Origin of the sequence: Actinomadura rubteroloni, assembly GCF_002911665.1 — a bacterium.
Taxonomy (GTDB): domain Bacteria; phylum Actinomycetota; class Actinomycetes; order Streptosporangiales; family Streptosporangiaceae; genus Spirillospora; species Spirillospora rubteroloni.
In genome coordinates this window covers 1,205,296-1,220,093 of sequence record NZ_MTBP01000001.1, presented here as the reverse complement: position 1 = coordinate 1,220,093, position 14,798 = coordinate 1,205,296, and the positions used below count along the sequence as shown (strand labels likewise).

The following is a 14,798-nucleotide window of genomic DNA, read 5'->3' as shown; positions in this document are numbered from 1 at the left end:
CCAAGTCGGGATCTTTACTTCATGGCGGCAATATCGGCAAGCAGCGGCATCTTTTCAATTTCAGGAAATATGCGCCCGTCGTGTCATCTCCCCGTCCCGGTGCGGTAGACAGATGCGCACCAGAGACCGGACGCGGAGACAAGCACAGCGGGCACGAAAGGGGCCGACATGAGTGAACCGTCCTGGCGGGACACCACGAGGGGCACGATGAAGCGTGCCGCCTTGTGGCTCATCGCGGAGGTGGGTGAGGGCAACGTCTTCACGAAGGCCCAGCTCCGCGAGGCGTTCCCGGACACCGCCCAGATCGACCGGCGGATGCGCGACCTCCGTGACCACGGCTGGGTCATCGACACCAACCGGGAGGACGCTCTGCTCGGCACCCACGAGCAGCGGTTCGTCACCCGCGGAGAGCCGGTCTGGGAACCGGGCCGTGCCGCCAAGCCCCGGGCCAGCATCACCGCGACGCAGCGGCGGGAGATCCTTCAGGCGGACGGGCACCTCTGCCGGTCCTGCGGTATTAGCGCCGGCCAGCAGTACATCGATAGCTACGAGACCGCGCAGCTCGACGTGGCACGCCGCAAGGTCCACCGCCCTGGCGGCTCCGTCGCGGTGGAGTTCGTCACCGAGTGCAACCGGTGCCGGGTCGGGGGGCGCAGCCAGACAACGGACGTCGCCGAGCTGCTCACCCGTGTCACCGCTCTTCCGAGCTTCGAACGGCGGATCCTCGCCGAATGGGTCGGCAGGGACAGCCGTGAGTTCAGTTCCCTGGAACAGCTATGGGCGCTGTACCGTACGCTGCCGGCCGACTCGCGGGACGAAGTGAGGAAGGTTCTCGGCGTGGCGGCCGGAACCTGAGCTACCGGACGCGGGCACGGCTCCGCGCGATTCCCTTCCTGCCGAGCACCGAGGAGCACACGACATGAGCGAGGACTACGGCCAGCCACCGGACGCCGAGAACACGCGGCGAGTGGTGAAGCAGCTCCTCGACGAGGTCCGCGACGCCGGTGGCGTCCAGGAAACACTCACGATCGAGTGGCGCGGGCAGCCGACCTATGTCCAGGTCGTCAAACTTCCGGTGACCACCGTGAGCTACAACCCCGGAACGCGGCGGATCCGGGCTCAGCGCAGTTATGACCCCGAGCGTGATCGCGCACTCCGCGAGGACCCCTGGGGCCCGATCGGCCAGGACTATCTGGACTTTCTGCTGAAAGCTTCACCGGAGAACCTCGCCGAGAAGGACCCACGGTTCGAGGAGCTCAAGGAGAGTCTGCGCGACTTCAAGCAGAACAGTCCGGGCCTCATCACGCGCGACGGCGTCGTCGTGGACGGGAACACCCGTCTTGCAGCGCTTCGTGAACTCGGCGTATCGCACTTGCGCGTGGGTGTCCTGCCTGAATCATGCACGTGGGACGACGTCCACGCGATCGAACTGTCCCTCCAGCTCCGCAAGCAGCATCGACGGGAGTACTCCTACATCAACCGCCTGCTCGCGATCGACGAGCAGCGGAAGCTCGGGCGGCCGGCTGAGGTGATCGCCCGCGAGTTCCGGATCCGCAAGGAGACCTACCAGCAGGACGTCTGGACGCTCGCGACGCTAAACGAACTGATCGAGCGGAGCGAGAACGCGGGGTTCCGGCTCCGGCTGATGGACTTCGAGGACCAGCAGGAGAAACTCCGCGAACTCCACCGGCGCTATGTGAAGGAATCGGCCGTGAGCCAGGACGCCGCCGACATGATGAAGGAGACACGGCTCGCCGCAATCGCCCTGAAGTTCTCCAAGACAGACGTACGCCTGATAGAGCCGGACTTCGGCGCCCGCTATCTGGAAAGCCGACTGCCAGCCTGGGCGAGCGAGGCGATGCGCAACGCTGCCCGGGGGACCGGTTCCGCGACGATTCCCGGGCTCAACCGGAGTATCCGGACGACGAACGCCGCGGTGGCAGAGGCCAGGAGTCTCACCGACGCGATCTTGAAAGCCCGGTCGGTCGAGGTCGCCGCCGACAGTGCTCCGCCCGCCAGGACGGCCGAGGCGACCAAACAGGTCGCGGAGATCAGAGCGGCATTCGACGACGCGCTGGAGCCGGCGGGGAAGGACGCGCGCGTGCGCAAGCGCAAGCAGGCCGCGCAAGACCGGATCAAGGACGCGTGCCAGGACATCGAGCAGTGCATCACTGATCTCGTCATGGCACGCGCCTCCCGCAGTATCGACGAGGAAGCGTTCGACGAAGCCATCCTCCATTTCCGCGCAGTCCTCGGGAAGCTGGCCGCCGAGACGGCCCGCAGCATCCGGGTGCCTGGGGATGGTGTCTCCTGGCTTCTCAGCGCCGTTCCACCGGAATCCAGGTGAAAGCCGACGGCCAGGCATCGCTGACGATCGCTTTCGACCCCACGCGGACAAGAGCGGTCCTGCGTGCCCATCCCGACTTCGAAACGCCGCTCGCGCAGTTGTCCGCGCGCTTCCCTGGCTCGCACCAGCGGGAACCGCGGCTGACCGAGATCGAGCTGGACGATCTGCTCGCCGGGATCAGCGCACTCAGTCAGTGGCCAGCGCCAGAGAGCGTGACCTGGGCTGATGACCTCGCCCAGCTCGTCGGTGAGGTGCTCGACGACGCGGAAGCGGCGGCGGGCAGGCTTCAAGGCGATTCCGCGCCCGGCATCCCCGAAAAGCTGAATGACGCGACAGTCACCGGGCTGCTGGGGGACGGCTGGATCGGCGATCTTACCGCGTTCCAGCAGCGTGACATCGCCAAGCTCCTGTCACTTCGGCATGGCGCGAACTTCAGCGTGCCCGGAGCTGGCAAAACACGCGTCGGCCTCGCGGTGTACGCCGCGATGCGCGCCAACGGCACCGTGAAACGTCTTCTGGTCGTCGCACCCAAGTCCGCATTCGAGTCCTGGCAAGCAGAAACGGCGACTTGTTTCACCGAGCCCCCGTATTTGGCAGTGATGGACTCGCTGGACGTCCCAGGAGCGGAGATCCTGCTGGTCAACTACGAGCGTCTCGCACGGGCGGTTCCCTTGGTGGCCGCATGGCTCCGCGCGGCGCCCGCCATGATGATCTTGGACGAGGCACACCGGATGAAACTCGGGGCGCGTGGACGGTACGGCGCGGCCTGCATGGCCCTTGGACCGCTCAGCCGACGGCGCCTGATCCTCACGGGGACGCCCGCCCCGAACGGCGCGCGGGACCTGGAGAACCTTCTTTCCTTCGTCTGGCCAGGCCACGGGCGGCATGTCGTGACCTCCGCGGTCGCCGGAGGAGACCTCTCCTACGCCAGCCAGGTGCTCCGTCCGCTCTTCACTCGCACCACGAAAGCAGAACTTGGCCTGCCGGGGTTCGAGCCGAAGATCCGGTACGTCGAGATGCCGCCGCTGCACCGGGAGATCTATGACGCGCTCATCGGCCAGTTCTCGGCACGGGCGGAAGCGTCCCGTCATGACTTCGACTCGCTTGGCCGGGCGCTGCTGCGCCTGCTGATGGCGGCGACGAGCCCAGCCCTCCTTGTTGAGGGAAGCAGCCGTCACGAGCCTCTTCTCTATCAAGTTCCGCCGCTGGAACCCGCGCCAGGGGATTCCCTGGCGAGCTTGATGCGGCGGCTTCCCAGCTACGAGTTCCCACCGAAGTACAAGGAAGCACTTAGTATCGTTTCCTCAAACGCCAGAAAAGGAAGGAAGACGCTGGTCTGGAGTAATTTCGTCCGGAACCTGACAACACTGAGGAATGTATTTCATCGTTTTCAGCCTGCGATGATTCATGGTGGAACCGAAGACCGTGGCGAGCAACTCGACCGGTTCCGCAATGATTCGGACTGTGCAGTCCTCCTGTCGAACCCGGCAACCCTGGGTGAAGGAATTAGTCTTCACCAGCATTGCAATGATGCTGTATACATCGACCGCGACTTCATGGCGGGCCGTTTCCTGCAGAGCCTGGACCGCATTCACCGCCTCGGCTTGAAGCCAGGTACCGAGACCAACGTGACGATCCTCGTGACCCCGGGAACCGTTGACGAGATCGTCGCGCATCGGCTTGAGGAAAAGCTCAAATTCATGGGCCTTATCATGGACGACCCTGCCGTCCAGCAGCTAGGCGATCTCCAGGAGGAGGTGTCCGTGGCCGGCGGGATGGATATCGAGGACGTCCAGGCGCTGCTCAGCCATCTCAGCGTGCGCTGACTCCGCGGCAACCATGGTGCTTCGCACCGCCTGGCGGACTAGCCTGTTGCCGTGACGCTGCCCCCGGACTTTTCCTCCCTTTCGCCCGACCCGTCGACCGACTGTGCCGCTGAGCTGGTATGGAAGCATCTGCGGCACATCGACGCCGACGGCACCCGGATCGCGCGGGCACTGCGCCGCTCGTTCGACATGCTCCTCGACGGGCCGAACACCGGCCGGTACCGCTGGGACCAGTTGAGCAAGACCGAGAAGGCGCACTGCGGCACCATCGTCGAGATCAATCTGCAGCGCGAGTTCAGTTTCGACGACGGAACAATCCTCGATTATTCAATCGAGGGGTACGAGGTCGACTGCAAGTACTCCCAGACGTTCGGCGGATGGATGATTCCACCCGAGGCCGTCAATCGCCTCCTTCTGGTTGTCTGGGCAAACGACGAAAAAGGGATCTGGTCCGCCGGCATCCTGCGCGCCCGCCAGGAGTGGCTCAACCACAAGTCCAACCGCGACAGTAAACTTACGCTTCAGGCAGCGGAACGCGGCCACATCCGCTGGGTTCACGAGAACGCGCCTCTTCCCGAGAACGGCCTGCTGCGTGTCCCGGCCGAGGACCTGGCGGTGATACACGCGAAGGCGTCCGGCCAGCAGCGCATCAACGAGTTGTTCATGCGTGCCACAGGCATCAGATTGAGCCGTAATGCGATCTGGACTGTCGCCACCGCCAACGACACGCCAAAGGACGATCCAACGCGGAGAATCCGTGGCGGGAAGGAAGGGGCGCGCGGGCAGTTGAAGGAGAAGGGTTTCGTCATTTTTGGCGACTATAGCGCCCATCGCCGCGCCGCACGGCAGCTAAGGCTCCCGGAACCCGGCGACGGCGAGTATGTCAGTGTCCGACTAACCCCCCGCCGCCTCCGGCACGGTGACGCGCCATGGATCTCCCTGGAAGGTGAGGACTGGGTGGTCGCGGGGCCTGATGACCCTGTTGCCGCAGGTCCCGCCCTTCCCGAAGTGAAGCGCCGGACCCGGCAGGCTGCGGAGACAGCGGATTGAGCTCCGGCTCACGATGCCGAAGAAGATCTTTTTCCGCTATCTTCGAACTGGCGTTCGGCGGCTGCCCGCACCAGGACATCCGCCACTGTCTCGACCGCATCGGAGAGTGGTACGTGCTCCCACAACCGGACGACACGCCACCCAGCCGCCTGAAGAGCTTCGTCGGCGGCCCGGTCGCGCTCGACGTTCCGGCGCAGCTTCGGAGTCCAGTACCACTCGTTGCTGGTCGGCTGCCGACCGTGTTCAGGGCAGACATGCCAGAAGCAGCCGTCAACGAAGATCGCGACCTTGCGCGCAGTGAACACGATGTCCGGACGGACACGAACGCCTTCGGCGAGATCGAGCCGGAAGTCCTTGCGGTACCGGTAGCCCTGAGCGTGGAGCGCGCGGCGCAGGGCGATCTCGGGTTTGGTGTCGGACCGGCGGTTCGCCCGCATGTTCCTCGATCGTCCCTCGCTGGCCGACCGTGGATAGGCCCCCCGGGACGAGCCACGTTCCTGCTGTTGAGAAACTTCTTCCTCAGCCACACTGCCCCATCGGCGAATCAGGTGCCCCACGGGCGGATCTCTGGTACTTCTCTGATGCGGATGCGCCGCCAAGATACCGCCCGCCACAGCGCCACCGTCCAACCCGAAGGAGACCTCCGTGCGTGATCTTGAAGTAGTTGAGATCTGCGCGGGGGCGGGCGGCCAGGCTCTCGGACTGGAGCTGGCCGGGTTCCACCACCGGCTCGCGGTCGAGCTGGACCCGAACGCGGCGAACACGCTCCGTCACAACAGGGACAAGAACCCAAAACGGGCTGGCTGGGACATCCGGACCGGTGATGTCGCCGATCCCGAGGTCTGGAAGCCATCTGAGTACGAGGGCGTCGACCTGCTTGCCGGCGGAGTTCCATGCCCGCCGTTCAGCATTGCCGGGAAGCAGCTCGGAGCGAATGATGAACGCGATCTTTTCGCCTGGGCCGTCGAACAGTGCGCGGTTGTCCGGCCCAAAGCGTTGCTCCTGGAGAACGTGCGTGGTCTTAGCATGCCGCGTTTCACGGGCTACCGGCAGCATGTACTCGACCGGCTACGCGAGCTGGGGTACATCGCTGAATGGCGTCTTTTGCACGCCAAGAATTTTGGCGTGCCACAATTGCGGCCACGCTTTGTACTTGTCGCACTTCAGGAAGAGTACGTCCCCTTTTTCCGGTGGACAGAGTTCACCGAAGAAGCCCCCACGGTAGGAAACACGCTACTCAAGCTAATGAGCGCGCGGGGCTGGAAAGGCGCCCAAGACTGGGCCGCGAAGGCGCAGGGCATCGCGCCGACCATTGTGGGCGGCTCCAAAAAGCATGGCGGTGCCGACCTGGGGCCGACCCGCGCAAAGAAGGCATGGCAAGCCCTTGCCGTTGACGCTCATGGTGTCGCGGACGAAGCTCCAGATGAGGATGCGTCCTTCGACATTGGCCCTAAGTTGACCTGCGCCATGGTCGCGCGGATCCAGGGCTGGCAGGATCGCTGGGGTTGGGAGTTCACCGGACGCAAAACATCCATGTATCGCCAGATCGGCAACGCTTTCCCGCCACCAGTAGCCAAGGCTGTGGGCGATTCCATCAGGCGCGCACTGCGCAAGGAAGGCGAGTTCCGTGAGGTAATGCCGGACCGCACCGTCGACCGGATCTATCAGCTTTTGCGCGAGACCGATGATTTCATCGCGATGCCCGAGCTTATTGAACGATCCGAGATGCAGTCCGCCGAGATCGAGCACCGGATTAGCCTACTGGAACGCGATTTCGTGATCGATATCGACGAGACGGCGCCCGAACCGCGTTACAAGATGGGGAGCTTCAAGGCTTTTCTCGGACAAGAGGACCACGACCGGCACGAGCGCTTCCTGCGCGCTAGGGCGCAGATTAGCTGACCGCTTCCGCCGATCCGCAGGCGCTCGTGTACCCCTGTAATGGCAGTCGCAAAAATGTCGCCTCATAGTACTTTTTTGTTTAGTCGCCTGGCTGTTTTTCGGGCTTCTGTGACAGGGCCATCTGGCGCACGGCCGTGATCATCGTCGGCCGGACGCTGACCGCCGCGTCGTTCCCCGACAGCCACCTGTACTCCAAGTCCCGCCCCCTCTGATTCGGCGTCGAGCCGGTCGGGTGGGGGCTCTTGGCCGTGGGGCGATACAAGCGTATTGTTCGTTGAACGCTTGTATTGGAGGGGCATGAACGACGACGATCTCACCGCGCGGGCGCGGATCCGGGACGCGGCGCTGCTGGAGTTCGGGGAGCGCGGCGTCGCGGGCGCGACGATCCGGGGCATCGCGCGGCGGGCCGGGGTGTCGCCGGGGCTCGTCCAGCACCACTTCGGGACGAAGGACGGGCTGCGCGCGGCGTGCGACGCGTACACGATCGAGGCCATCCGCGTGACGAAGAAGGAGGCCATCGAGCGGGGCGTGAACGAGCCGGGGCTGCTCGGGTCCGTCCTCAACGTGACGCTGCCGATCCAGCGGTACGTCGCGCGGGCGCTGGTGGACGGCTCCCCCGCCGCCGCCGCGCTGTTCGACGACACGGTCAAGGCCAGCACCGAGCTGCTGGGCCAGGGCATCACGGGTGTGAAGCGGCCCACCACGTCCGACCTGGAGGCGTACTCGGCGGCGATCACCGCGATGAGCTTCGGGCTCGTCGTCCTGCACGAGCACCTCGGGCGCGTGCTCGGCGCGGACCCGCTCACGGTGGCGGGCTATCCGCGGCTCGCGCTCGCCGTCCTCGACGTGTTCGCCGACGACCTGCTGTCCCCCGAGCTGGTGGAGCGCTCGCGCGCGGCCATCCGGCAGTTCGCCCCCGAGACGAGGAGTTGATCACTGTGACGACGCCGATCGCGGTGTCCGGCCTGGTCAAGACGTTCGGCCGGACCCGCGCGCTCGACGGGCTGAGCCTGACGGTCGAGAAGGGCGAGGTCCACGGGTTCCTCGGGCCTAACGGCTCGGGAAAGAGCACGACGATCCGCGTCCTGCTCGGCCTGCTGCGCAAGGACGCGGGCGAGGTGTCGCTGCTCGGCGGCGACCCGTGGCGGGACGCGACCGAGCTGCACCGCCGCATCGCCTACGTCCCGGGCGACGTGACGCTGTGGCCGAACCTGTCCGGCGGCGAGGTCATCGACCTGCTCGGCCGGATGCGCGGCGGCACCGACCCGAAGCGCCGCGCCGAACTGCTGGAGCGGTTCGAGCTGGACCCGCGCAAGAAGGGCCGCGCGTACTCCAAGGGCAACCGGCAGAAGGTCGGGCTGGTGGCGGCGTTCGCGTCCGACGCCGAACTGCTCGTCCTGGACGAGCCCACGTCCGGCCTGGACCCGCTGATGGAGGAGGTCTTCCAGGACTGCGTCCGGGAGGACCGCGAGAAGGGCCGGACGGTCCTGTTGTCGAGCCACATCCTGTCCGAGGTCGAGGCGCTGTGCGACCGGGTGACGATCGTCCGCAAAGGCGCGACCGTCGAGAGCGGCACGCTGGACGAGCTGCGCCACCTCACCCGCACGTCCCTGGACGCCGAGCTGGACGGCCCGCCGGACGGCCTCGCCGAGCTGCCCGGCGTCCACGACCCCCGCGTAGACGGAACACGGTTCCGCTGCCAGGTCGACACGGCGCGGCTCGGGGACGTCCTCAAGCGCCTGACCGCGATCGGCGTCCGGAACCTGGTGAGTCGTCCGCCCACGCTGGAGGAGCTGTTCCTCCGCCACTACACCGGGCGGGACGCGTGAGCGCGCTCGCGGGCACCGGCGGGCTCGTCCGGCTGGCGCTGCGCCGCGACCGGATCGCCCTGCCGGTGTGGACGCTCGTCCTCGCCCTCGTACCGGTCGGGTTCGTATCGACCTACCAGGAGCTGTACCCGACGCAGGCGGACCGGCTGGGCTACGCCCGGACGTCCGGGACGAACCCGACGTTCCTGGCGCTCTACGGCCCGCTCAACGACACGGGCATCGGCGGCATCGTCGCCCAGCGCGCCGCGATGATCCCGGTGGTGCTGGCGCTCGTCATGATCCTGACCGTCGTCCGGCACACGCGCACCGAGGAGGAGGCCGGACGGCGCGAACTGCTCGGCGCGACCGTCCTCGGCCGGGGCGCGCCGCCCGCCGCCGCGCTGCTCGTCTCCGCGGCGGCGAGCCTGGCGGGCGGCGCGGTCCTGACGGCCGGGATGCTCGCCCAGGGCCTTCCGGCGGCCGGTTCGGCGGCGTTCGGCGCGCAGTTCGCGGCGGCCGGGCTGCTGTTCGCGGCCGTCGCGGCGCTCGCGGCGCAGCTCACCGAGAGCGCGGCGGCGGCGCGCGGGATCGCGATCGCGGTGCTCGGCGCGTCCTACGGGCTGCGGCTCGGCGCGGACGTGGGCGGCGCCGGCAACGGCCTGGAACGGCTCGGCTGGCTGACGCCGCTCGGCTGGGTGCAGCGGATCCGCCCCTACGGCGGCGAGCGGTGGTGGCTGCTCGCGGTGATCGCCGTCGCGTACGCGGCGCTCGTCGCGGCGGCGGCGCGCGTGGCGGCCCGGCGCGACCTCGGCGCGGGCGTCCTCCCGCCCCGGCTCGGCCCGGCGACGGGCGCGCTGCGGGGCGCGTTCGGGCTCGCGTGGCGGCTCCAGAGCCGGACGCTCTACGCCTGGACGGCCGGGTTCGCCGCGCTCGGGCTCATCTACGGCGGCGCGGCGGGCGGCGTGAACGACCTGGTCAAGGACAACCCGGACCTCCAGAAGATCGTCACGCGGATCGGCGGGAGCGCCGGGATCGAGGACGCGTTCTTCGCCTCGTCCATGACCACGCTCGGCCTGATCGCGGCGGCCTACGCGGTGTCGGCGGCGCTGCGCCCCCGCACCGAGGAGACCGCGCAGCGCGCCGAGCCGCTCCTCGCGACGGGCACCGGACGGCTGCGCTGGGCGGCGAGCCATCTGGCGTTCGCCGTGCTCGGCCCGGCGGTCGCGCTGACGGTCGCGGGCGCGGTGACGGGGCTCGTCCACGATCCGGGCTCGGCGGGACGGCTGACGGGCGCGGCCCTCGCGCAGCTTCCGGCCGTCTGGCTCGTCGCGGCCGTCGCCGTCGCGCTGTTCGGGCTGCTGCCCCGGCTGACCCCGGCCGCGTGGGGCGTGCTCGGCGTCGTCGCGCTGGTCTCGCTGTTCGGCCCGGCGCTGGACCTCGCGCGGCCGGTGCTGGACGTGTCGCCGTTCACGCACGTCCCGAAGCTCCCCGGGCACGCGGTCGCCTGGACGCCGCTCGTCGTCCTGACCGTGCTCGCGGCGCTCGTCGGCGCGGCCGGACTGCTCGGACTGCGCCGCCGGGACATGCAGACGGGTTAAGGAACCGTCGCGGGCCGGATAGGGTTGCGGGTTGCTCGGGAAAGGAGCGAGGTGACCTCCGCAGAGACACTGTCCGCGCCCGCGACCGACATCGCGCGGGAGGCGGCCCGCCGCCGTACCTTCGCGGTGATCAGCCACCCGGACGCCGGGAAGTCCACGCTCACCGAGGCGCTGGCGCTGCACGCCGCCGCGATCGAGGAGGCCGGCGCCGTCCACGGGAAGGCCGGACGCAAGGGCGTCGCGTCCGACTGGATGGAGATGGAGCGCAGCCGAGGGATCTCGATCACCTCGTCGGTGCTGCGGTTCGAGTTCGACGACGTCCTGCTGAACCTGCTCGACACGCCCGGCCACGCCGACTTCTCCGAGGACACCTACCGCGTCCTCGCCGCCGTGGACGCCGCGATCATGCTGCTGGACTCGGCGAAGGGCCTGGAGGCGCAGACCCTCAAGCTGTTCGACGTGTGCCGCCACCGGGGCATCCCGGTGATCACGTTCGTCAACAAGTGGGACCGGCCCGGCCGCGAGCCGCTGGAACTGCTGGACGAGGTCGAGCAGCGGATCGGGCTGCGTCCCGCGCCGCTGAACTGGCCGGTCGGCGTCGCGGGCGACTTCCGCGGGCTGGTCGACCGGGCGTCCGGGCGGTTCACCCGCTACACCCGCACGCCCGGCGGGGCGCGGCGTGCCGAGGCCGAGGTGGTGGACGCCGACCGCGCCGCCGCCGAGGAGGGCCCGGCCTGGACCGCCGCCGTCGAGGAACTGGCGCTGCTGGACGAGATCGGCGCCGACCTCGACCTGGCCGCGTTCCACGCCGGGACCTGCACGCCCGTCCTGTTCGGGGCGGCGCTGCCGAACTTCGGGGTGCGGGAGCTGCTCGCGACCGTCCGGGACCTCGCGCCGCCGCCCGCGCCCCGCCCGGACGGCTCCGGCGAGGAACGTCCCGTCACCGCGCCGTTCGCCGGGCAGGTGTTCAAGGTGCAGGCCGGGATGGACCGCGCGCACCGCGACCGGCTCGCGTTCATCCGCGTCTGCTCGGGACGGTTCGAGCGCGGGATGTCGCTCGTCCACCAGCGCACGGGCCGTCCGCTCGCGACGAAGTACGCGCAGACGATGTTCGGCCGCGACCGCTCCACGCTGGACGTCGCCTACCCCGGGGACGTGATCGGGCTGCCCAACACGGTCGGGCTGACGGTCGGCGACACCCTCTACGTCAAGACGCCGGTGGTCTTCCCGCCGATCCCGCCGTTCGCGCCCGAACTGTTCGCGGTGGCGCGCGCCAAGGACAACGGACGCGCCAAGCAGTTCCGGCGCGGCATCGAGCAGTTGGACGGCGAGGGGGTCGTGCAGGTGCTGCGCAGCGACGTCCGCGGCGACCAGGCGCCGGTGCTCGCGGCGGTCGGCGCGCTCCAGTTCGAGGTCGTGGCGCACCGGATGGCCGAGGAGTTCGGCGCGGCCATCGACCTGACGCGGCTGGACTACACGACGGCGCGGATCACCGACGCCGAGTCGGCGGGTCCGCTCGGCTCCCGTTCCGGTGTGGAGGTGTTCACGCGGAGCCTGGACGGGTCGCTGATCGCGGTGTTCACCGACAAATGGCGGCTGAACGCCGTCCGCCGCGAATTCCCCGACCTGACCCTGACCCCGATGCTCGCCGCCGAGGAAGCCTCCTGACCCACATGCGGCCGTGAACGCGTCGCGCCGAACCTCCCGGTCTGGGAGCGCCGCTTCCAGGATGCCCTGGCGGGCGCACGTACGTCTTACCTTCTCTTTGCGCATACCGTGATCTGCGGAGATGACGGAGGGAGACGCGATGATCACGGTTTCGGGCCGACTGCGCAGACGGCTGGGGATCGGCCGTAATCCGCTGCGGCGGCCGGTGGACCGCGTCCAGCGGGCCGTGGGCGCGGCGCTGCTGCTCGCCTTCCTGATCGCGGCGCCGGTCGTCGCCGTCCGGCTCGCCGCACCCGGCTACGGCGACGGCGTGCGGGCCGAGCACGCCGAGGCCGTCGCGCGGCACCGGGTGGACGCGCGGGTCGAGCGGATCGACGAGCGGCCCAAGGCCGGGACGTCCTTCGTCTTCACCTACGCCGTCCTGGCCTGGGCCCGGCCCGATGGCACGGTCCACCGTGACACGACGCAGGCCTGGGCGGGCGCGAAGCGGGGCGAGCGGCGTTCCGTCTGGGTGGACGAGGCCGGACGCCTGGCCCCCGCTCCGCGCGACCACGCCCGGACGGCCGGCGTCGCCGTCCTGACCGGAGCCGCCGGGGCGCTGGCCGCCGGGCTCGCGCCGCTCGCCGCTTACCTGGTCGTCCGGCGCCGCTGCGACCGGCGCCGCCGGGACCTGTGGGACGCCGGGCTCGCGCGCCTCGCCCGCGACCCGATCACCTGACGCACCGTTTTCCACCGCGCCCCGAACCGCCTTGCGCACGTTCGGACAGTTCGCGCGCCCGACCCTTTCTCGGCCTCCTGACTCGGTGTTAAGGAAAGAGTGCCGATCCCGGCGCGAGAAAGGGATGATCTGTGCGGAGATTAGGTAGAGCGTGCGCGGTGGCCGTCGCGTCCGCCTGTGCGTTGCTCGGCACGGCGAACGCCTTCGCCGACACGCAGCCGTCGATGCCCCCGGTGGATCCGCCGTTGCCGCGGCAGGTCGATCCGCTCACGCAGACCTACAGGTGCGTCATGCCGTGGATAGGCGAGCAGCCCATCTCGGTGACGTTCACGACGAAAGCCCCGACCGTCGTCGGCACCGACGGGCTCGACGTCTCGGCGAGCGTCGATCTCGGTGTTCGAGTGAGGAACGTGCTGGAACTCGAGAACGCCACGGTGTCGGGGCGGCTCGATCTCGGTACGCGGCTGGCGCTGCCGGGCGGCGAGGTCCACGACTACAGCGTCGCGATCCCGCTCCAGCCGTACACGGGTCCGATCCCGTCCAGCGGAAAGCCCGACCTGACCGGCACGGGGAAGTGGAAGCCGCCGGCGGGGAAGTCCACGTTCAACGTCGATCTCCGGACGACGGGGATCGACCTGTCGCTGGACGTCCACTCGAAGGACGGCGGCGGCGAGCCGACCGTCGCCCCGATGAGCGGTTCGTCCTGCACGCTCCAGCCGCCGGACCAGAACACGCTGCTCGCCGAGATGTGGCTTCGGACGAGCGCCCCGATCGTGACCACAAAGGTCGCGGGGACCGCGCATCTGAAGCGGCCGAGCGCGGACGTCCCGCTGTCCGGCACGTTCACCTCGACCGGCGCGCTGACGCTGGACGAGAAGACGGCCGCGTTCTCGATCCTCGGCTTCCTGCCCGCGACGGCGCGGCTGAGGTTCGTCCAGAACGGCGCGGCCACCGGCGACACGGTCGCCCGGACGGCCTTCCGCGTGCCGCTGAACCTGATCGTCGCCGACCTGTCGGTGTTCGGCGTCTCGGTCGGCGGCGGGTCGTCGTGCCGGACGACCGCTCCGGCGGACGTCCCGTTCACCAGATCCGGCGACGCCCACCATGGTGCGTTCACCCTCCCGGCCCTCGGCGGCTGCGGCGTCCTGACGCCGTTGCTGTCGGCGCTGTTCACCGGCGACGGCAACACGGTCGACGCCACCTTCACGTCCTGATCCGTCAGGGCGCGGCGGGCTTCGCGAGTGCGAGCGCGAGGCCCGCCAGGGCCGTTCCCATCAGGTAGCGCTGCGCCCGCCGCACGCCGGGACGCCGGGCGAGGAACCCCGCGACCCCGCCCGCGCCGAGCACGATCAGCCCGTTCACGGCGACCGCGAGCACGACGTGGGCGAGCCCGAGCACCAGCAACTGCGCCGCGACCGGCCCGCGCGCCGGGTCCGTGAACTGCGGCAGCAGCGACACGTACAGGACGGCGATCTTCGGGTTGAGCAGGTTCGTGACCAGGCCCATCGTGAACAGGCGGCGCGGCGGGTCGGGCGCGGACGCCGTCAGGTCGAACGGCGAGTCCCCGCCGGGACGCACCGCCTTCCACGCGAGCCACAGCAGGTACGCGGCGCCCGCGAGCTTGACCGCCGTGTAGACGGCCGGGACGAGCGTGAACACCGTCCCGAGCCCGGCGGCGACCGCGACCACGTACACCGCGAAGCCCGCCGCGACGCCGCCGAGCGAGACGAGCCCTGCCGTCCGGCCCTGCGCGACCGATCGCGACACCAGGTACACCATGTTCGGCCCAGGGGTCAGGACGAGCCCGAACCCCACCGCCAGGACCCCGAGGACCGCCGTCATCGTCACCATGCCGCCGACGTTAGGAGCGGTGCCGAACTC

13 protein-coding genes are annotated in these 14,798 nt (G+C 69.1%); 11 read left to right on the top strand and 2 right to left on the bottom strand.

Features of this window, described 5'->3' with window-relative positions:
* Positions 1–207: 207 nt before the first annotated feature.
* The 4 genes from BTM25_RS05360 to BTM25_RS05345 all read left to right on the top strand — a co-directional run bounded on the left by BTM25_RS05360 (position 208) and on the right by BTM25_RS05345 (position 5,223).
* On the top strand, positions 208–855 hold the full coding sequence (locus BTM25_RS05360; RefSeq protein WP_205647969.1) for a hypothetical protein: 648 nt from the start codon (positions 208–210) through the stop codon (positions 853–855).
* A gap of 64 nt (positions 856–919) precedes the next feature.
* A complete protein-coding gene (locus BTM25_RS05355) occupies positions 920–2,347 on the top strand; it encodes a ParB N-terminal domain-containing protein (RefSeq protein ID WP_103561612.1) in 1,428 nt (475 codons plus the stop codon).
* Positions 2,344–4,173: a DEAD/DEAH box helicase gene (locus BTM25_RS05350; protein WP_103561611.1), complete on the top strand. Its 1,830-nt coding sequence runs from the start codon at positions 2,344–2,346 to the stop codon at positions 4,171–4,173. The genes BTM25_RS05355 and BTM25_RS05350 overlap by 4 nt, the downstream gene beginning before the upstream one ends.
* Before the next feature lie 51 nt (positions 4,174–4,224).
* Complete coding sequence (locus tag BTM25_RS05345; RefSeq protein ID WP_205647968.1) at positions 4,225–5,223, top strand: NaeI family type II restriction endonuclease; 999 nt, start codon at positions 4,225–4,227, stop codon at positions 5,221–5,223.
* Positions 5,224–5,231: 8 nt separating this feature from the next.
* Here the strand turns inward: BTM25_RS05345 and BTM25_RS05340 are convergent, their stop codons facing one another.
* On the bottom strand, positions 5,232–5,750 hold the full coding sequence (locus BTM25_RS05340) for a very short patch repair endonuclease (RefSeq protein WP_103561610.1): 519 nt from the start codon (positions 5,748–5,750) through the stop codon (positions 5,232–5,234).
* Positions 5,751–5,868: 118 nt separating this feature from the next.
* Between BTM25_RS05340 and BTM25_RS05335 the strand changes: the two genes are divergently transcribed.
* The 7 genes from BTM25_RS05335 (at position 5,869) to BTM25_RS05300 (ending at position 14,131) form a co-directional block, all read left to right on the top strand.
* Positions 5,869–7,125: a DNA cytosine methyltransferase gene (locus BTM25_RS05335; RefSeq protein ID WP_103561609.1), complete on the top strand. Its 1,257-nt coding sequence runs from the start codon at positions 5,869–5,871 to the stop codon at positions 7,123–7,125.
* A gap of 297 nt (positions 7,126–7,422) precedes the next feature.
* Entirely contained in the window at positions 7,423–8,058 is a 636-nt protein-coding gene (locus BTM25_RS05325) for a TetR/AcrR family transcriptional regulator (protein WP_103561608.1), read from the top strand.
* A gap of 5 nt (positions 8,059–8,063) precedes the next feature.
* Positions 8,064–8,954 (top strand): ABC transporter ATP-binding protein, encoded by an 891-nt coding sequence (locus BTM25_RS05320; protein ID WP_103561607.1) that lies wholly within the window; start codon positions 8,064–8,066, stop codon positions 8,952–8,954.
* Positions 8,951–10,531 (top strand): ABC transporter permease, encoded by a 1,581-nt coding sequence (locus BTM25_RS05315; RefSeq protein WP_103561606.1) that lies wholly within the window; start codon positions 8,951–8,953, stop codon positions 10,529–10,531. Before BTM25_RS05320 ends, BTM25_RS05315 begins: the two co-directional genes overlap by 4 nt.
* A 51-nt stretch (positions 10,532–10,582) precedes the next feature.
* A complete protein-coding gene (locus tag BTM25_RS05310; RefSeq protein ID WP_103561605.1) occupies positions 10,583–12,199 on the top strand; it encodes a peptide chain release factor 3 in 1,617 nt (538 codons plus the stop codon).
* Between the two features lie 139 nt (positions 12,200–12,338).
* Positions 12,339–12,917 carry an Rv1733c family protein gene (locus BTM25_RS05305; protein WP_146058966.1) on the top strand — a complete coding sequence of 193 codons (579 nt, stop codon included), beginning with the start codon at positions 12,339–12,341 and terminating at the stop codon, positions 12,915–12,917.
* A 158-nt stretch (positions 12,918–13,075) separates the two neighbouring features.
* Positions 13,076–14,131: a hypothetical protein gene (locus BTM25_RS05300; RefSeq protein WP_103561603.1), complete on the top strand. Its 1,056-nt coding sequence runs from the start codon at positions 13,076–13,078 to the stop codon at positions 14,129–14,131.
* A 4-nt stretch (positions 14,132–14,135) separates the two neighbouring features.
* Here BTM25_RS05300 and BTM25_RS05295 read toward each other — a convergent pair whose 3' ends face one another.
* Positions 14,136–14,768, bottom strand: coding sequence for a LysE family translocator (locus tag BTM25_RS05295; RefSeq protein ID WP_103561602.1), 633 nt, complete (start codon positions 14,766–14,768; stop codon positions 14,136–14,138).
* Positions 14,769–14,798 lie beyond the last annotated feature (30 nt).

Bases quoted from the DNA above. Each gene is read 5' to 3' on its own strand.
- BTM25_RS05355 (WP_103561612.1), top strand. From the start codon at position 920: ATGAGCGAGGACTACGGCCAGCCACCGGACGCCGAGAACACGCGGCGA.
- BTM25_RS05305 (WP_146058966.1), top strand. From the start codon at position 12,339: ATGATCACGGTTTCGGGCCGACTGCGCAGACGGCTGGGGATCGGCCGT.
- BTM25_RS05325 (WP_103561608.1), top strand. From the start codon at position 7,423: ATGAACGACGACGATCTCACCGCGCGGGCGCGGATCCGGGACGCGGCG.
- BTM25_RS05360 (WP_205647969.1), top strand. From the start codon at position 208: ATGAAGCGTGCCGCCTTGTGGCTCATCGCGGAGGTGGGTGAGGGCAAC.
- BTM25_RS05295 (WP_103561602.1), bottom strand. From the start codon at position 14,768: ATGGTGACGATGACGGCGGTCCTCGGGGTCCTGGCGGTGGGGTTCGGG.